The 18,521-nt window shown below is 35.7% G+C and carries 13 protein-coding genes and 1 tRNA gene; 11 read left to right on the top strand and 3 right to left on the bottom strand.

Annotated elements, in window-relative coordinates:
* The 3 genes from QL232_RS23640 (at position 1) to QL232_RS23650 (ending at position 1,743) form a co-directional block, all read left to right on the top strand.
* Positions 1-74: transfer RNA gene (locus QL232_RS23640), tRNA-Pro, on the top strand.
* 77 nt (positions 75-151) lie between these two features.
* On the top strand, positions 152-1,045 hold the full coding sequence (locus tag QL232_RS23645; RefSeq protein ID WP_281616038.1) for a diacylglycerol kinase family protein: 894 nt from the start codon (positions 152-154) through the stop codon (positions 1,043-1,045).
* A gap of 56 nt (positions 1,046-1,101) precedes the next feature.
* Positions 1,102-1,743, top strand: a complete 642-nt coding sequence (locus tag QL232_RS23650; RefSeq protein ID WP_168881932.1) for a phosphatase PAP2 family protein — start codon at positions 1,102-1,104, stop codon at positions 1,741-1,743.
* Between the two features lie 60 nt (positions 1,744-1,803).
* Here QL232_RS23650 and QL232_RS23655 read toward each other — a convergent pair whose 3' ends face one another.
* Complete coding sequence (locus QL232_RS23655; protein ID WP_281616039.1) at positions 1,804-3,669, bottom strand: LTA synthase family protein; 1,866 nt, start codon at positions 3,667-3,669, stop codon at positions 1,804-1,806.
* Between the two features lie 202 nt (positions 3,670-3,871).
* On the opposite strand from QL232_RS23655, the gene mfd reads away from it, so the two are divergent.
* The 6 genes from mfd to QL232_RS23685 all read left to right on the top strand — a co-directional run bounded on the left by mfd (position 3,872) and on the right by QL232_RS23685 (position 14,030).
* Complete coding sequence (mfd, locus tag QL232_RS23660) at positions 3,872-7,240, top strand: transcription-repair coupling factor (RefSeq protein ID WP_281616040.1); 3,369 nt, start codon at positions 3,872-3,874, stop codon at positions 7,238-7,240.
* Positions 7,241-7,393: 153 nt separating this feature from the next.
* Positions 7,394-8,623, top strand: a complete 1,230-nt coding sequence (gene gldJ / locus QL232_RS23665; RefSeq protein WP_168881935.1) for a gliding motility lipoprotein GldJ — start codon at positions 7,394-7,396, stop codon at positions 8,621-8,623.
* Positions 8,624-8,948: 325 nt separating this feature from the next.
* On the top strand, positions 8,949-11,225 hold the full coding sequence (locus QL232_RS23670; RefSeq protein ID WP_281616041.1) for a Tex family protein: 2,277 nt from the start codon (positions 8,949-8,951) through the stop codon (positions 11,223-11,225).
* 66 nt (positions 11,226-11,291) lie between these two features.
* Positions 11,292-12,116 carry a purine-nucleoside phosphorylase gene (locus tag QL232_RS23675; protein WP_168881937.1) on the top strand — a complete coding sequence of 275 codons (825 nt, stop codon included), beginning with the start codon at positions 11,292-11,294 and terminating at the stop codon, positions 12,114-12,116.
* A gap of 101 nt (positions 12,117-12,217) precedes the next feature.
* Positions 12,218-13,141 carry a universal stress protein gene (locus QL232_RS23680; RefSeq protein ID WP_168881938.1) on the top strand — a complete coding sequence of 308 codons (924 nt, stop codon included), beginning with the start codon at positions 12,218-12,220 and terminating at the stop codon, positions 13,139-13,141.
* Between the two features lie 112 nt (positions 13,142-13,253).
* Positions 13,254-14,030 carry a TerC family protein gene (locus QL232_RS23685; RefSeq protein WP_281616042.1) on the top strand — a complete coding sequence of 259 codons (777 nt, stop codon included), beginning with the start codon at positions 13,254-13,256 and terminating at the stop codon, positions 14,028-14,030.
* Between the two features lie 70 nt (positions 14,031-14,100).
* Here the strand turns inward: QL232_RS23685 and frr are convergent, their stop codons facing one another.
* Positions 14,101-14,664 (bottom strand): ribosome recycling factor, encoded by a 564-nt coding sequence (gene frr, locus QL232_RS23690; protein ID WP_168881940.1) that lies wholly within the window; start codon positions 14,662-14,664, stop codon positions 14,101-14,103.
* 47 nt (positions 14,665-14,711) lie between these two features.
* Positions 14,712-15,416 (bottom strand): UMP kinase, encoded by a 705-nt coding sequence (gene pyrH / locus QL232_RS23695; protein ID WP_168881941.1) that lies wholly within the window; start codon positions 15,414-15,416, stop codon positions 14,712-14,714.
* 132 nt (positions 15,417-15,548) lie between these two features.
* On the opposite strand from pyrH, the gene QL232_RS23700 reads away from it, so the two are divergent.
* Positions 15,549-17,234 (top strand): zinc-dependent metalloprotease, encoded by a 1,686-nt coding sequence (locus QL232_RS23700; RefSeq protein WP_281616043.1) that lies wholly within the window; start codon positions 15,549-15,551, stop codon positions 17,232-17,234.
* A gap of 197 nt (positions 17,235-17,431) precedes the next feature.
* A complete protein-coding gene (locus tag QL232_RS23705; RefSeq protein ID WP_281616044.1) occupies positions 17,432-18,520 on the top strand; it encodes a transglutaminase-like domain-containing protein in 1,089 nt (362 codons plus the stop codon).
* The last annotated feature ends 1 nt before the right edge of the window (position 18,521 follow it).

An 18,521-nucleotide genomic window follows, 5' to 3' on the forward strand; every position in this document is an offset into this window, starting at 1 on the left:
GGGATGTAGCACAGTCCGGTTAGTGTACCTGGTTTGGGACCAGGGGGTCGCAGGTTCGAATCCTGCCATCCCGACAAAAGCGATCTTCTAGTAAGGAGATCGCTTTTTTTATATCCTTCTATCTCTTTCATAGCACCATAACCTAAAACATATGAAAAAGATTGTTCTAATTGCCAATCCTATCTCAGGACAAGGAAAAGCAAAAAAAGCCGCACTTCTCACAAAAGAAGTACTGGATCAGAAAAATCATGATGTACATATTGAGTACACAAAACATGCAGGCCATGCAACTACACTTGCCCAAAATCTTAGCCAACAATATGATATTGTAGTTGCAGTAGGTGGTGATGGCACTGTCAATGAAGTTGCTCAAGGTTTAATCGAATCAGGCAAAACACTTGGAATAATACCTACTGGATCTGGAAATGGTCTGGCTAGGCACTTAAAAATTCCAATGAACACCAAAAGCGCAGCTCTGTGTATTGACAAGGAAAAGAAAACATCTATTGATACTCCTACTATTAATGGAAAACACTTTTTTTGTACTGCTGGTATAGGTTTCGATGCACATATATCACATGTCTTTAGTAAAATGAGTGGACGTGGGCTATCGAATTATGTTAAAGCCATTTTTAAAGAGTATGGAAGCTACAAAGCCGGCAACTACACTTTAGCGTATAACAATCAAACAGAAACTGATCATGCTTTTGTGATTACTGTGGGTAATGCTGCTCAATATGGCAACGAAGCGATGATTACTCCCTTAGCTTCTATCAAAGATGGTCAATTAGATGTAACAATCTTGAAGAAACCATCACTTATAACAGCGATGAATTGGGGTATCCGTTTATTTATGGGAAACATTCATAAAGGACCAAATACAAAATACTTCTCCACAAAAAAGTTGACTATTGACACTACAACAAATGAAAAAGTAGTCAACGGCCATAGAGATGGAGAACCGGATCAGTGGAGCTTGCCATTGGAATTTAGTATCAATGAAGGAAGAACACTAAATGTTATTGTAAATTCTGATGAGATATAAATTCATCACATTAATAAAAAGATAAATATATTTACGCTATCACTAAAAACAAGAAAATGCAACAAAGCAAAGAATCAAAACTATTGATCTACTCAATGTTGATCATGTTTGTACCTTATATTATATCGTTAGTTACACATGAGACTCAAAATGCCTGGTGTGTACATCTACTGAATGATAACCATACGGAGTTTTTTGATTACTTCTTTAAGTATACTACTAACTTGGGAGATGGTCTAGCGTTGATCCCGTTCTTAGTAATATTATTAATCGTTAGAAAAGAATATTGGTCTGTTTTGGTAATGGCTTCTGCCCTTCATGGTATTTTCGTATATGTTGGCAAAGAAATTATCTTAAAAGGAACTGACTTTGCATTAAGACCCGCAGGGCTACATGGTGCAGACGCGTTTAATCAGATATTAGATGTTCATATGCATTTAATCGATACATTCCCTTCTGGGCATGCTACAACAGGGTTTGTTATTGGTGCCATGTTCATGTTAATCATCCCCAACTGGAAAGGTTTCGTTATTGGGATGTCTTATGGATTAATAGTAGCTATCTCTAGAATGTATCTAGGTCAACACTTCTTAGTTGATGTATCTTTTGGAGGTATTTCCGCTTTCGCAATTGTATGGCTATGTTGGTATATCTGTGATAAAAAAGGTTGGATCAAATTAAAACCTTGGGAAAAATAAATAGAAAAAGGGAAGTGATTTTTGAAGTCACTTCCCTTTTTTAATATATACCTCATTTGCTTAAGGTGTCATCTTATTATCAATAGCTCTTGATGAAAATTCTTGCATAATACCTTTAGCAAGGTCAGTTAGTTTTTTCTCTTCAGGTAGTCCTGTATTTTTTAGATCATGCTCTTGCATTCTGTCAGTTTTGAAATTATACATAAACTTCACTTCCTTCCCATCAAATCCTAAAACATAATCTCCTTCAACCACCTGAAAAACATTTGGCCCAATAAAACTCACAGCAAAATGTAATGCTGTAGAATCCATAGCATCTGAACCAAAAGCCACAAAATCTTGCTCTACTCCTAAATAATCCATCACTGTTGGAAAGATATCTATTTGTTGAGTAACCGTTGAATCTATTCCTACCAAAGCATCATCAGAAGGTGCATAATAAATAATTGGAACTTTAAAGAGGCCTAAACTAGTAGAATACTCTTGATAATGCACTTGATTGGTATGGTCCGCTGTAATCACAAACAATGTATTCTTAAACCAAGGCATTTTCGACGCCGTTTTAAAGAATTGCTGTAAAGCGTAATCTGTATATTGAGTACCTCTATTTAATGGAAGCGGGCCTCCTTTGAATCTATCTTCGTATTCTTCTGGAATCTTAAAAGGATGATGAGATGAAAGTGTAAATAAAGAAGTATGGAAAGGTTCCTCAAAAGTGTTCATTGTTTCAGCAAAAAACTGCAGGAAAGGTTCATCCCAAATCCCCCAAGTCCCATCAAAATCATCGTCATTATTGTACTCGGTCATACCATAATACTCTTGGTATCCTGCTAAATTCATAAAAGCCTGAAAACCCATTGAACCATTAGGGGCTCCATGGAAAAATGCTGTTTTATACCCTTCTTTATCTAAAACCGAGGCCATACTATTAATAGTATTGGTAGAGTAATGAGACAGTACATATGGTGAATAAAATGCAGGAATACTGGCAACTACTGATGGTAATGCATCGATAGATTTTCTACCATTAGCAAAGGCGTTAGCAAATGTTCTACTATGTTGAATCAACGAATCAGTAAAAGGTGTATAACCTTTATAATCTTCATCTAATGAATTCTGATTTAATGTACTTACATACTCTCTACCGAAACTTTCAATCACTATCGTTACCACATTCATTTTCTTCTGTGGTTTTCCAGTTACTCCATGATGATATGCTGAATATACTTCCTCTAACTGTTCTTTAGTGAAGAATTCTTGCTTCTTTGCTACCTTTTTATTTAAAGTTCGAAGTACAGAAAATGGAGTGTTTAAAACAATCGCCATCTCTAAAGGCTTCTTCACAAATTCACCTGCATTATTTAATGAAATCGGACGGGTAGTCCCATCAAATCCACCTCTTGCTCCTCCAAAAATCAATACGCCACAAACCAATAAAATTGAAACATGCTTCATCAGGTAAGAGGACATCTTGATTCTGCGTCTTGGTTTTTCTACATCAACTAATGAGTATGCTTTAACAAACAGGAACATCAAAGCAACCCAGATTAGCGTCATATACCAGTAATCAACGAATAAAAATCTAAAAGCTAGTGTTGCTCCATTTTGTTCGTGAGAAAATTCATCAAAAATAGAAGCAGTAGTCCTTTTAGAAGTAAATCTAAAGAAAATCACATCTGCTAGGTTAGCAGCAAGTGTTATAGCATTCACTATATACACAAACCACTTAATTACATTTTGATAGGTTTTATTATAACGAGCAGTGATAGGCAACAAACTCATCAAAATAAAAACTCCATTCGTATAGATAACTGCAGGCAAATCAAACTTTAATCCGCCTAAGAATAATTCAAAAAGATCTGCTCCAGGGAAATAAGAAGTATTAAAAAGGTAAAAGATTGCTCTGCTTAAAGTATACAAGAGCATAATAAGTATGAATCGATATAAGGTTACCCCGAAAATGTTTTGTGATTTTATATTTTGAAGCATAATAATTTGAAAATTTCTATTTCCTGTTTAAGCTTTCAAAGGTAAAAAAAAAGAATTCAGAAAATGATATTAAAACTAAAACAACTCTCCTATTTTTGTCATTACACTTATAGTGTATACAACAGATCAAAAGTTATTCATGGCAGAGTCACACCACATTCGTCAGATTGAGTTAAAAGACTTAATCAAAGCTTATAAAAACGATAGCAATACCGCATTACTCATTAATCAATTAAAAGAAGATAAACCTTCTGCAACATACCTAAAAGGTTTAGCAGGAAGTTTGGATGCTATTATTGCGGCATCAGCTTATAACGAATTGAAAGGATGTCATGTTTTTGTGATGCATGATGCAGAGGAAGCCATTTATTTCCTCAACGATCTACAAAACTTACTACCAAAAGAAGATATTTTTTACTTTCCTTCTTCTTACAAAAAACCTTTTGAATTTACTGTTGTAGAAAACGCCAATGTATTACTAAGAGCTGAAACACTCAGTGCCCTAAATGAAGTAAAAAACAAGGGAGCAATTTTAGTGACTCACCCTGCAGCTTTAACCGAAAAAGTAATCAATAAAAAATCTTTAGTTGAAAACACTTATGTCGCAAGAGTAGGTGAAGACATCGACCAAAGTTTTATTAGAGAGCTCCTCATAGAGTATGGGTTTGAACCTTCTGATTTTGTTTACGAAGCAGGACAGTTTGCTATTAGAGGAGGTATCATTGATATTTTTTCATATGCCAATGAACTGCCATTTAGAATAGAATTGTTCGGTGATGAAATTGAAAGCATTAGAACATTCGATCCCATCACACAGCTTTCCCAAGGGGAAAAGGATCATGCACCAATTGTTCCCAACGTCCACAATAAATTATTGCAAGAAGTAAGGGAATCATTATTAGAATTTCTTCCTACTTCTACAATGTGGATCAAAGACTACGAGTTACTTGTAGATACCATTGATCAATATTTTGAGAAAGCCACAGAAACTTTCGAAGATATATTAAGCATGAGTGATGGTACACAAGTTATCAACTCTCCAGAAGAAATATTTGAAACGAAAAAAGATTTCACAAAAAGGCTTAGCAATATAAACAGAGTTCTTTTCGGTAATAGAAAAGGCTTACGTTCTGCCCAAACCATCACTTTTGATACTAAACCACAGCCTTCTTTCAATAAAAATTTCCATCTACTTGGAGAAACTTTAGAAAAACAACAGTTAGCAGGAACGCGTAATATCATTGCCTCAGACCTACCGAAGCAATTAGAACGCTTGCAAACCATCTTTGAAGAGATCAAGCCAGATTTATTCGTACAAGAATTAAACTTAAGTTTAAGAGGTGGATTTATAGACAACCAAATGGATATTGCTCTGTTCACAGATCATCAGATTTTCGAACGATTCCATGCTGCCAAGTCGAAAAAGAAATACTCCAAATCGAAGTCCATGACGCTTAAAGAGTTGAGAGAACTAAAAGCGGGCGACTTTGTAGTACACATGGACCATGGAGTGGGTCGATTTGCAGGGATGGAAAAAACGGAAGTTAATGGCAGAGAACAAGAAAGTATTCGTTTGGTGTATAGAGACAATGATTTACTTTACCTCAGTTTACATTCACTCCATAAAATATCAAAATATTCTGGACAAGAAGGTAGACAACCAACGGTTAGTAAATTAGGATCTCCAGAGTGGGAGAATAAAAAGAAAAGAGCCAAGAAAAGAGTTAAAGATATTGCCTCTGAATTAATCTCTTTATATGCAAAACGAAGAGAATCGCAGGGTTATCAATTTGATAAAGACGGATACTTACAGGCAGAACTAGAGTCCTCTTTTATCTACGAGGACACACCGGACCAAGCAAAAGCGACACAAGAAGTCAAAGAAGATATGGAAAAGCCATATCCGATGGACCGATTAGTTTGTGGTGATGTTGGTTTTGGTAAAACTGAAGTAGCGGTAAGGGCAGCTTTCAAAGCTGTTTGTGATAGTAAACAAGTAGCTATTTTAGTTCCTACCACCATTCTCGCTATGCAACACTACAAAACGTTTATTGCAAGAATGCAAGATTTACCTTGTAATATCGATTATATCAACCGCTTTAGAACAACGAAGCAAATCAAAGAAACGCTGAAGAAGGTAAAAGAAGGAAAGGTTGATATTCTTATCGGGACACATCGGATCACTAGTAAGGATGTCGAGTTTAAAGACTTAGGTTTAATGATCATCGATGAAGAACAAAAGTTTGGTGTAAAAACGAAAGAGAAGCTCAAAGAAATGAGGGTAAATGTGGATGCACTAACACTGACAGCTACTCCTATCCCAAGGACACTTCACTTCTCATTATTGGGTGCTCGTGATTTATCCGTAATCGAAACACCACCACCAAACAGGCAGCCGGTCACTACAAAAATTTCTACATTTAGCGATGAGGTAATTAGAGATGCTGTACATCATGAATTAATGAGAGGCGGCCAAGCCTTTTTTGTACATAATAGAGTAGCAGATATCGAACACTTTGCTAATAATATTATGCGACTCGTACCTGATGCAAGAGTTACTTATGCACACGGACAAATGGATGGTCCTACATTAGAGAAAGTAATGTTACGCTTTATCCAAGGAGAATATGATGTATTGGTTTCTACTAATATTATTGAATCAGGTCTAGATATTCCGAATGCAAATACTATCATCGTTAATCAAGCACATATGTTTGGTTTATCCGACTTGCATCAAATGAGAGGCCGAGTGGGACGTTCCAATAAAAAAGCCTACTGCTATTTATTAACTCCACCAACTATCGGACTGTCTTCTGATGCTCGTAAAAGATTATCTACTTTAGAAGAATTCTCTGATTTAGGTGATGGATTTAAAGTAGCTATGAGAGACCTCGACATTCGAGGAGCAGGAGATTTATTAGGAGGGGAACAATCTGGGTTTATTAATGATTTAGGTTTCGACACTTTTAATCACATCCTAGAAGAGGCGGTTCAAGAAATCAAACAAACAGAATTTGCTGACCTATTTAAAGAAGAGCTCCAAGCACAAACTGTTAGTGTAAATACTGTCATTGAAACCGACTTTGAGATCTTAATTCCTGATTCTTATGTCTCTAGTATCTCTGAAAGATTAAACCTATACATGAGAGCAGATAAACTCAAGAATGAAAAAGAGATTGAAAAATTCTCCAAAGACTTACAAGATCGATTTGGCCCCATGCCACAGCCTGTAGTAGATCTATTAAAAACCGTAAGAATGAGATGGGTGTCACAAAAGTTGGGAATTGAGAAGCTTATTCTTAAAAATGATATGCTAAAAGCCTATTTATTAGAGCATACGCAGGCATCTTATTATCAATCTGAAGAATTTGGTAAAATTTTGATGTATGTTCAATCACATCCAAAAATTTGTCAGATAAAGGAGACAAAAAAGCGTTTAATACTTAATATAGAAGAAGTTACAGACATAAATAGGGCGTTAGAAGTATTACATATTCTAGAGAAATAAGGACTTTATTTTTAAAAATATTCACACTTTTACTTTTTGGGTACAATTATTGGATAATTGTTTTTGGATGACGTTTCACGACGGTGAGGAAACGCTTTTTTTGAAATTACTTTACACTTAACTGTGTATTTAAAAAATAGAGATCTGAATATCATGAGCAAAAGGAATCTTCTTTATTTGGCTTCTGCATTGATATCTGCACTTGTAGTATCAGGATGTGCAAAAAGTTCAAAACCTGACGCTAACAATCCAGGAGGCTATAGTACAATGACTGGTTTAGAGTATAACGGAAAGGATGACAATACTTTCTCTGTACGCCAATACAACGGTATGCCAGAAGTACCAAACATGCGTTACATTGAGGGTGGACGTTTCGTATTAGGTTCATACGAAGAGGACTTAATGAAATCTCGTGATAATGTAGAAAGAACTGTATCAGTAGCATCGTTCTGGATGGATGAAACAGAAGTAGCAAACGTTCACTGGTTAGAATATTTACATTATGTAAGTACTGACTCATCAGTATCAGGTGTATCTTACGAAGAGGCACTTCCAGATACAACAGTATGGGCAGAACAACTAGCATTTAACGATCAGTATGTAGATCACTACTTACGTTACCCTGGTTTCCGTTTCCACCCAGTAGTAGGTATTACATGGACTCAAGCTCAAAACTTCTGTGCATGGCGTACAAACGTTGTTAATAAGAACTTAGCAATTAACAATGGTACTGATGAAGAAGCAGAAGCTGCAGAAAACGGTGAACCAATTCCATTAGAGTCAGGTGTTGTATTACCAGCATTCCGTCTTCCTACTGAAGCAGAATGGGATTATGCATCACAAGCTTTGATTGGTTTACAAGATATCGACGAAAACTACTCTGAGCGTCGTATCTACCCTTGGTCAGGTCACTCAGTTCGTAACCCTTACGGTGAGCACATGGGTGATATGATGGCAAACTTCAAACGTGGTCGTGGTGACTACGCTGGTATCGGTGGTAAGTTGAATGACGGTGCGATGATTACTTCATGGATCTATGACAACCCTCCAAACGATTTCGGTTTATACAACATGGCTGGTAACGTTTCAGAATGGGTTGAAGATATCTACCGTCCACTTTCATACTCTGATATGGATGATTTAAACCCAGTTCGTAAGAATGACTACTTAGATGGTCCTGAACACGGTTACAACTACCAATCATACGGTTATGTACGTCAGTACAATACGTTCATCTCGAACTCTATCCGTGTATACAAAGGTGGTTCATGGAAAGACGTTGCTTACTGGATGGCAGCAGGTACTCGTCGTTTCTTAGATCAAGATTCAGCAACAGCAACTATCGGTTTCCGTTGTGCAATGATCAACCCGGGTGAAAACTAGAATTCACATCGCCTAAAGCGATTAAAATATAAGAGTCCTTACTTCAGCAATGGAGTAAGGACTTTTTTTTATGTACAAGAAATAACCACTTTGAAAGAAATTGTAATTACTCCTCTACATCATCAGTTTCAAGCATTTATTTTTTATTACCAACTCCCCTATTCTTCTTAACGTTTTTTCTTCAAATTCTTCTTTAATATTGTTTCATTCTTCATAAGAAAAACCTTACTTTCGTAGTTTGTAAATAAGCTAAATTTGATTGATTTAGCGTAGCTTTCTACTTTTAGAAAGTTGTTTTGAAAACCTTTGGATAGCGCGGTATACCATGGTGAATATCACACAAAAAATCGCTCAACTGCTGAGCATTTCAGAGAAGCAAGTGTCTGCGACACTTGAATTGTTAGATGATGGAGCTACAGTTCCATTTATCTCTCGATATAGAAAAGAGGTAACGGGAAGTTTGGACGAAGTGCAGGTAGCAGAAATCCGAGATAAAGCCCAACAACTTAGAGAACTCGAAAAACGTAAAGAGAGTATTCTAAAAAGTATTGAAGATCAAGGCAAACTAACAGATGCTTTAAAAAATAAAATTCTTGCCACTGAAACAATGTCAGTGCTAGAAGATTTGTACCTTCCTTACAAACCAAAACGTAAGACTAGAGCTAGTATCGCAAAAGAAAGAGGATTAGAACCTTTAGCAGATACTATTGCTTCACCAGACTTATCTACAGATATTGTTGAAGAAGCAAAAAAATACATCGATCCAGAAAAAGACGTTACAGATGTAGAAAAAGCTTTAGCTGGGGCAAGAGATATTATTGCAGAACGCCTGAATGAAGACCAGGAAACTAGAGCAGAAATGCGTAAGCTATTTATGAAAAAAGGTAGCTTCAAAGCAAAAGTAATTCCTGGTAAAGAAAATGAAGGTGCAAAATATAAAGATTACTTCGACTGGACAGAAAATGTTGAAAAAGCTCCATCACACAGAGTTTTAGCAATGAGAAGAGCAGAAAAAGAGATGATCATCTCTTTAGATTGTTCACCAGAAGAAGAAGATGCATTATTCTTATTAGAAGATCTACATGTAGATCAGAGAACTCCATCAGCAGATCAAATTCAATTAGCAGTAAAAGATGCTTATAAAAGACTTCTGAAGCCATCAATGGAAACAGAATCTCGTTTAGCGTCAAAGAAAAATGCTGATGAAGAAGCTATTGGTGTTTTTGCTGAAAACTTACGTCAGTTATTATTAGCAGCTCCATTAGGACAAAAAAGAGTATTGGCATTAGACCCTGGTTTCCGTACAGGTTGTAAAGTAGTTTGCTTAGATCGTCAAGGAAAACTGTTAGAAGATGCTGTAATCTACCCTAACGAACCTCAAAGAAAAGTAGCTGAGTCTGCTGCATTGATTTCTCATTTAGTAGCTAAACACAATATCGAGGCGATTGCTATAGGTAATGGTACGGCTAGTAGAGAAACAGAATCTTTTGCGAGAAACTTAGGATTATCAGGTGTACAAATAGTTGTTGTCAATGAAAGTGGAGCATCTATTTACTCTGCATCTGAAACAGCTAGAGATGAATTCCCTGATAAAGATGTAACAGTAAGAGGTGCAGTTTCTATTGGTAGAAGATTAATGGATCCACTTGCTGAACTTGTAAAAATTGATCCTAAATCAATCGGCGTAGGTCAATACCAACATGATGTAGACCAAACGGCTTTAAAAGGAAGTTTGGATGACGTTGTGATGAGTTGTGTAAACGCAGTAGGTGTAGAAGTGAACACAGCGAGTAAAGAATTACTTTCGTACGTTTCAGGATTAGGTCCAAGTATCGCAAAAAATATTGTGGACTTTAGAAATGAAAATGGTGCATTTACATCTAGAGCACAACTAAAGAAAGTACCTCGTTTAGGACCAAAAGCATTCGAACAGTGCGCAGGTTTCTTAAGAATCAGAGATGCTAAAAATCCATTGGATTCTAGTGCGGTTCACCCAGAAAGCTATGATATAGTTAAGAAAATGGCTGGAAATCTTGGTGTAACTGTTAAGGAGTTAATGGCGGACGAAAACTTCCATAAGCAGATTAAGTTAGAAGATTACGTAACAGACACTGTTGGTCTTCCTACTTTAACTGATATTCTAAAAGAATTAGGCAAACCAGGCCGTGACCCTCGTGAGAAATTTGAAGCATTCCAATTCCAAGAAGGCGTTGAAAAAATCTCAGACCTTTCAATTGGTATGAAGCTTCCAGGTATTGTAACAAATATTACAAACTTCGGTGCATTCGTAGATATTGGTGTTCACCAAGACGGACTTGTTCACTTAAGTCAAATGGCTGATCGCTATATTTCTGATCCTAATGAAGTAGTGAAAGTACACCAAAAGGTACAAGTTGTAGTCACAGACGTAGATATTGCAAGAAAAAGAATTGCTTTATCTATGAAAGGAATGGACGGTAACTCATCTGCTTCAAGAGGATCAAAAGGCAAGCCGAATACAAATAAGCGTCCTTCTTCTCAAAGACAAAATAAGAGAGAAGAAAACGACGAAAACATGTCTATGGCTGATAAATTAGCGATGTTACAAAATCGTTTCAAATAAACAACAAGGATGCCTGTGCCTAAAAAGTACAGGCATTTTTTCATATTACTCTTACTGTCTCAACATATGATCGCATATAAAGAAAAAGTTGAAGCATGTGTTCAACAAATACAGACACTAATAGACGGATTTCAACCTGAAGTAGGTATCGTTTTAGGTACGGGCCTAGGTGGGTTAGTAGAAGAATTTGACATAAAATACGACTTAGCCTACGAGAAACTAAATGATTTTCCATTATCAACTGTTGAGTCTCATAAAGGGCGACTAATCTTTGGCTATTTTAATGGTAAAAAGATTGTAGCTATGCAGGGTCGTTTTCATTTCTACGAAGGGTATGATATGAAGACTGTTACATTCCCTATTCGAGTATTAAAACTACTAGGAATCAAAGCATTGGTTATTTCTAATGCAGCAGGAGGTATCAACCCTAAGTACAATAAAAGTGATTTGATGATCTTAAATGATCATATCAATCTAATGACAGCGAATCCTTTAACAGGTACTAATATCAATGAATGGGGAGACCGTTTCCCAGATATGTTTGAGCCATACGACACTCAACTAAGAGAGCTTGCCAACCAAGTGGTAAAAGAAAATAATCTTCCTGTACATGAAGGCGTTTATGCTGCAGTAACAGGCCCTAACTTGGAAACAAAAGCTGAATATAAATACTTAAGCATTATTGGTGCGGATGTAGTCGGAATGTCTACAGTACCAGAAGTAATTGTTGCCGTACAAATGAAGCTCCCAGTGTTTGCAGTATCTGTAGTAACAGACCTTTGTTACGAAGGAGCTTTAAAACCTGTTCAATTGGAAGAAATCCTAGAAAACGCTCGTAATGCGGAACCTCATTTGTCTAAATTAATTGGTGGAATTATACAAAAATTCTAAATTAATTGTTAACTTATTCAAATAAGCACGTTAATTGCGTAGTTAAACCTAAGAGTTTACGGAACAATACTTCTTTACTACTTATACCATAAAACTTAATCATGGATAAGAAATTATCGGCTTTATTGCCTCTTGACCTTACTTATATCGATGATGCAATCATCAAATATTCTCTAACAGCCTCACCTGTTTTTTTAGTAGAGAAAATTATTCTATTGCATATCCTCACTGATAATTCAGCAAGTGAAGAGGTAGAATACAACGGCAAATTGCTTACAAGAAAAGACATGGCAGAGCAAAAAATGCGTGACCTTGTTGAGAAGCATGCCAATTTGAATGATCGTAATATTACTTTTGAATATATTATAACAGAAGCTAAAGATGTCACATCTGAAATATTAAAGGCTTCTAAGAAACATAAAGTAGACCTTATAATAGCAGGTAAAAAGAATATCGCAGAGGGTAGTGGTAATATTGCCAGACTACTAACTAGATATGCTTTCTGTACAGTACTTACGGTATCTGAAAACCCTCAAGTACCTATCAAAAAGGCTATTATTCCTATTGATTTCTCTGAAATGTCGAAAAGAGCAATGCTGGAAGGTATTGAAATCGCTAAGAGAAACCATATGGAGTTAATCATCTTGCATATCTATGCACTTCCTACCGGTTATCATACTTCTGGTAAAACTCCGGAAGAGTATGCTTCTGTACTTCACCTCCATGCCGAAAAGAGGTGTAAGAACTTTTTAAAGCAGTTTGATATGGAAGGTGTGAAGTATAAAATCAGACTTCACTTTGATTTATATGGTAACAATGAAGCGAAGATCATCTCAAATATTTCTCTAGTAGAAGATGCTGATCTAATTGTTATGGGATCAAGAGGACGTTCTGCATTAGCAGCTACATTTATTGGCAGTACTACTGAAAACTTAATGAAGCAACATAATACAACCGTTTCAACATTAGTGGTAAAAGACCGCGTGAGAAACCTAGGTTTATTTGGTGCATTATTAGAGATATAATCGAAGGACACTTTTTAAATAACTCTTCAAAGTGTGAGTCGTTACATTTTGAAGAGTTTTATTTTTTATATACTAACGTAAATATTTTTTTCTGCAACTTTCAACTATTCTTATGGAATCGCTTTTTACAACTGCTGGGTTAATCAGCCTTGTAACATTAACTCTTTTAGAAATTGTTCTAGGCATTGACAATGTGATTTTCATTTCGATTGTCAGTAGTAAATTACCTAAAGAACAACAGGATAAAGCTAGAAATCTAGGAATTATCCTTGCCTTATTTGTACGTATTGCTTTGTTATTTTCAATTTCATGGTTAGTGGGATTAGAGGACCCTCTTTTTACCATTCCATTTGTTGAGCATTTAGATGTAGACGGAGCATTAAGTGGAAGAGATTTAATCTTGCTTTGTGGTGGACTCTTCTTAATTGCAAAAACAACAAGTGAAATCCATAACAATGTAGAAGGAGACCCTGAAGAAGAAATGCAAGTCAAAAGAGTCAAGTCTCTATGGAGTGGTGTTTTACAAATTGTCATGATTGATATTGTATTCTCATTCGACTCTATCCTCACCGCTGTTGGACTTGTAAAAGAGATTGAAATCATGATTACTGCAGTTGTAATCTCATTAGGTATAATGCTTTTCTTCTCCAAGAAGATTGCCCAATTTGTTGATAGTAACCCTACCATAAAAATGCTTGCATTATCATTCTTAGTAATGATCGGGTTCTTATTAGTCATCGAAGCCTTTGGGGTACATGTTCCAAAAGGCTATGTATATTTCGCTATGGCATTTGCCTTTATTGTTGAGCTATTAAATATCAGAAGTAGAAAGAAAAACCCAAATAGGACTAAACTTGCTCATCAACAACATAACATTACAGAATCATAGAATATGATCATAAAAATAAAGCCCCTGACCTATCAAGATCAGGGGCTTTTTATATGGAATCAAAACTGAATTATACAGTCATGATATCTTTTTCTTTAGCTACAAATACAGCATCGATTTTTGCAGTGTATTTGTTTGTTAAATCTTGAACTGAAGCTTCAGCATCTTTGATTGCATCTTCAGAAGCACCATCTTTTAATAACTTTTTCAAGCCATCGTTAGTGTCCTTACGAGCATTACGAATACTGATTTTACCTTTTTCAATTTCAGATTTCACCTTTTTAACTAATTCACGACGACGCTCTTCAGTTAAAGGAGGCATGTTAATACGAACTTGCTCACCGTCATTAATTGGGTTAACACCTAAATCAGAATCACGGATTGCCTTTTCGATTTCAGCCAACATATTTTTCTCCCAAGGTTTGATCACTACAGAGTGAGCATCAGGAGTAGAAGCTGAAGCTACTTGGTTAATAGGAGTTGGAGCACCATAATAGCTAACTATTAAACCATCCAACATTGACGCAGAAGCTTTACCTGCACGAATTTTTTGTAATTCGTTTTCAGTATGGCTGATGGCTTTATCCATCATTTCTTTCGCGTCATCTAGGTACATTCCTATTTCCTCTTCCATTGTTATATTTTTTTTGATTATAAAAATCGATTATATAAAATTCTAATTTACGATACAATTGTACCCACTTGCTCTCCTGACATTAACTCAAATAAGTTGTTTGGCTTATTCATGTCAAATACAATGATAGGTAAATCATTTTCTTTACAAAGTGTAAACGCTGTAAGGTCCATGATCTTTAAGTTCTTTTGAAGAGCCTCATCAAAAGTTAACTCATCAATTTTTTCTGCATTAGGGTCTTTTTCAGGATCTGCAGTGTAGATACCGTCAACACGAGTACCTTTTAATACAACATCTGCATCAATTTCAACAGCTCTCAAAGATGCTGCAGAATCTGTTGTAAAGTATGGGTTACCTGTTCCCGCTCCAAAGATAACAACACGACCTTTTTCTAAGTGACGTACTGCTCTTCTTCTAATAAAAGGTTCACAAACTTGATCCATTTGTATACCTGACATCAAACGTGTATAGACACCTTCGCCTTCTAAAGCACTTTGTAGTGCCATACCGTTGATTACAGTAGCCAACATTCCCATGTGGTCACCCTGTACTCTATCGATACCCATTTTGCCGGCTTGCATGCCTCTAAAAATGTTTCCTGCACCGATTACAATAGCGACTTCCACTTTTTCGTCTACTACTTTTTTAATTTCTTTTGCATATTGTTCCAAACGCTTTGGATCAATACCGTATTGTTGCTCACCCATTAGGGCTTCACCACTTAACTTAAGGAGAACTCTTTTGAATTTCATATATGGCAATTTGAAGTTTTGCAAATATAAAAAAGTCAAGGAAATGATGTTATAAAATATGCACCTTATCTAAAAACTTATCATATTGCAATACAATAATATAGCATTTTTCGTACAAGTTACCATTTAAATATGTTATCAATTAATAAATTTATACTGCTTTTTTCTCTGTTTTTTATCTCAAACTTCACCGTTTTTTCTCAAGAGAAAGCACCATTCAGAAGATGTGGTAATACGTTACATGCCCCTACCCATATATCTGCTTTACCTCAAACTTTCTCTCAAGCTCGTTATTTTGAGAACGTAGAACGCTTCTACCAGGCCAATTTACCAACGGTTGTACATGTTATTTACACTACAGAAAATGCTAACATTGGAACCGGTGATAACATTAGTTCTGATCAAATTTGGTCACAGATTATAACAACTAACAAAGATTGGAACAGAGATAATTCCAACAAAGAGCAAACTTTAGAAGAATTCAAATCTGTCGCATCCAACATGCAAGTCAACCTCAAAATGGCATTGTATGATGAAGGTGGAAATACAATGGAAGAACCTGGTGTAAATAGATTCTACAAACACCCTGGTTCTAAAGGATATTTTACTACAAGTGAAGTAGATAAAATCATCTCAGATAATATCTGGAACCCTGAAAAGTATATCAATATCTGGGTTATCAAATTATCCGGAGATTTATTAGGCTATGCTTATTTTCCGAATTTTCTAGAATTAGGTGGACTAAGATGGGTTAGCCAGGGAGAATTAGCTTCAGATGATATTGATGGTGTTGTGATTAATACGGAATACTTTGGTTCTAATGAGTTTGGAGGAGATTACAACCTCGACTACCCATTTCACTTAGGTAGAACAACAACACATGAGTTAGGACACTATTTAGGTATCCTACATCCATGGGGAGTTGGTAATGCAGGTAACTGTGGTGGAGATGCCTATGTTGATGAAAACGGAAATGAGAAAACTCCAAAAGACGACTTTTGTGATGACACACCAAGAGTCAACGGAACACATGCTGACAATCCAAATAATATCATTTTTTGTGATCAGGATACAGAATTTCTGACACAGTATTTATGTGATACGGAAAACTTCTCATCATCGATGTATCAAAATTTCATGGATTATACGAACGATTCTTGTATGACGCTTTTCACTTCTGATCAGAGATACAGAGTTGATACTGTATTAACCTTATCTCCTGCTCGTAGAACATTAAATGAAGGAGCACCAGATGTAAGTATCACCATGGAAGACAGTAAAACTGTTTCGAATACAGAATACAATGAAATCTTTTGGCAGTCAGAAGTCAATAATTCAGAAATTGATATAGCTGGTTATATTGTAGAAAGAGAAGTAGATGGTAATGGATATCAATACATCTCTACGATCTTAAGCAATACTATTCGATCATATAAAGATGTACTTCCATCGGCTAGCTACACTTCAAAGAAAATTTCATATAAAGTATATGCTGTAAACTCATCTGGCTTCTCTATGGGTTCTAATGTTGTTAGCATTACCAATGGTGTAGTTGGAATAGATAAAATCACAAAAGATGCATTTAAAATCTACCCTAATCCTTCCACAGGTATCTTTACAGTCAATCTTCAAGACTATGTAAGTCAAAATGGCCTTCTTGAAGTCTATTCTACCACAGGAAAGGTGATTTATAGTAGAAATATTTCTGTAAATGAGACGATAATTGAGGTTGACCTTTCCAAGCAAAGTAGAGGAACTTATATTATGCGATTTAGTAGTGACCTTGGGATCTTCACACAGAGGTGTATCAAAAACTAAAAAAATATATCAGGCTATCTTAAAAAGGTAGCCTTTTTTTTTGCTATCTCAATAACAAGGCATTTACATCCGAAGTCAAATCATTTACCTCAGGGCACATTACACAGGAAATGAATTTTGTATTCTTTATTTCCATTCCTATCTTCACGTCCACAAACTCTCAGAAACTCAATATTATTTTACCTTACAAAAAAGTGATGAAAAAACTTATACTATTGTGTCTACTAATTTCTCATGTTTCTTTTGGACAAAGCAAACTAGTAAGTCAAACCATTGGAAAAATCGACATTCAAGAAGATACAGTAAAATCTGTATTCGATTGGATCGTAAAAAACATCAAATATGATGTCAACAAACTTCAGAAAATTAAAAATGGTAAAAGTCCTACCGGTAAAATGAAGTTCTATACCACAAATGAGCGTAATGTTTATCTTATTGATCAAGTAGTAAAGAAAAAAGCTGGAGTATGCCAAGATTACTCTTTATTACTGGATGTGATTATGAAGGAACTGGGTTATGAATCATATATCATCAAAGGATATACTAAAAGGAAAGATGGTTCGATTGGAGGTGCTTTTGGACATACTTGGAATGCTATTAAAGTGAATGGAGAATGGAAGCTATACGATCCAACTTGGGGTGCAGGAACAGTAGAGAATGGTAAAAAATTTCATCAGAATTACGATCTCAATTGGTACGATGTAGCTCCTGAAAAAATGATTGAAAGACATATGCCTTATGATCCCATTTGGCAATTATTGGATACTCCTTACACTTATGAAAACTTCAATAAAAACACCATTCCCACTCCACAAGAACCAAAATATGACTACAATACTCTTATAGCAGAGCATCTAAAAAAAGATGATAAGAGTAGAATGGAAGCGGAAGTAGCTAGATCAGAAGAATTAGGCAATACGATAAACCTCGTGAAAGAATGGAGAAAGTTAACTCTTCGAAATATGAGTATCCATGGTGTTACAAGCAACAGAGAACTCTTAGAAAAAGGAAAAGAAGCGGGAAGTAATGCTATCGAAGGTTTCAACTTCTATGTTGAAGCGAGAAATAAACACTTTAAAGGAAAAAAGTGGTCTGCAGTAAATGCCAAGGCAAAACTTGTCGAAGCCAAAGATAATATTGAAATCGCTTATGATATCTTCAATAATATCGACGTTGATGAACCTGAATTAAAAATGAAAATCAACGAATACATCGACAAATTTAAGCAGATAAAACAAAAGATAGACGAAGGGTTGGTATACATTAAAGATATGAAAGGAATCTAAC

Source organism: Flammeovirga sp. SubArs3 (genome assembly GCF_947387565.1).
GTDB lineage: Bacteria > Bacteroidota > Bacteroidia > Cytophagales > Flammeovirgaceae > Flammeovirga > Flammeovirga agarivorans.

Excerpts from the sequence above, each read along its gene's own strand:
- gldJ (WP_168881935.1), top strand. The coding sequence starts at position 7,394 with ATGAGCAAAAGGAATCTTCTTTATTTGGCTTCTGCATTGATATCTGCA.
- QL232_RS23705 (WP_281616044.1), top strand. The coding sequence starts at position 17,432 with ATGAAAAAACTTATACTATTGTGTCTACTAATTTCTCATGTTTCTTTT.
- QL232_RS23680 (WP_168881938.1), top strand. The coding sequence starts at position 12,218 with ATGGATAAGAAATTATCGGCTTTATTGCCTCTTGACCTTACTTATATC.
- QL232_RS23670 (WP_281616041.1), top strand. The coding sequence starts at position 8,949 with ATGGTGAATATCACACAAAAAATCGCTCAACTGCTGAGCATTTCAGAG.
- QL232_RS23655 (WP_281616039.1), bottom strand. The coding sequence starts at position 3,669 with ATGCTCTTGTATACTTTAAGCAGAGCAATCTTTTACCTTTTTAATACT.
- frr (WP_168881940.1), bottom strand. The coding sequence starts at position 14,664 with ATGGAAGAGGAAATAGGAATGTACCTAGATGACGCGAAAGAAATGATG.
- QL232_RS23700 (WP_281616043.1), top strand. The coding sequence starts at position 15,549 with ATGTTATCAATTAATAAATTTATACTGCTTTTTTCTCTGTTTTTTATC.
- QL232_RS23645 (WP_281616038.1), top strand. The coding sequence starts at position 152 with ATGAAAAAGATTGTTCTAATTGCCAATCCTATCTCAGGACAAGGAAAA.
- pyrH (WP_168881941.1), bottom strand. The coding sequence starts at position 15,416 with ATGAAATTCAAAAGAGTTCTCCTTAAGTTAAGTGGTGAAGCCCTAATG.
- QL232_RS23650 (WP_168881932.1), top strand. The coding sequence starts at position 1,102 with ATGCAACAAAGCAAAGAATCAAAACTATTGATCTACTCAATGTTGATC.
- mfd (WP_281616040.1), top strand. The coding sequence starts at position 3,872 with ATGGCAGAGTCACACCACATTCGTCAGATTGAGTTAAAAGACTTAATC.
- QL232_RS23685 (WP_281616042.1), top strand. The coding sequence starts at position 13,254 with ATGGAATCGCTTTTTACAACTGCTGGGTTAATCAGCCTTGTAACATTA.
- QL232_RS23675 (WP_168881937.1), top strand. The coding sequence starts at position 11,292 with ATGATCGCATATAAAGAAAAAGTTGAAGCATGTGTTCAACAAATACAG.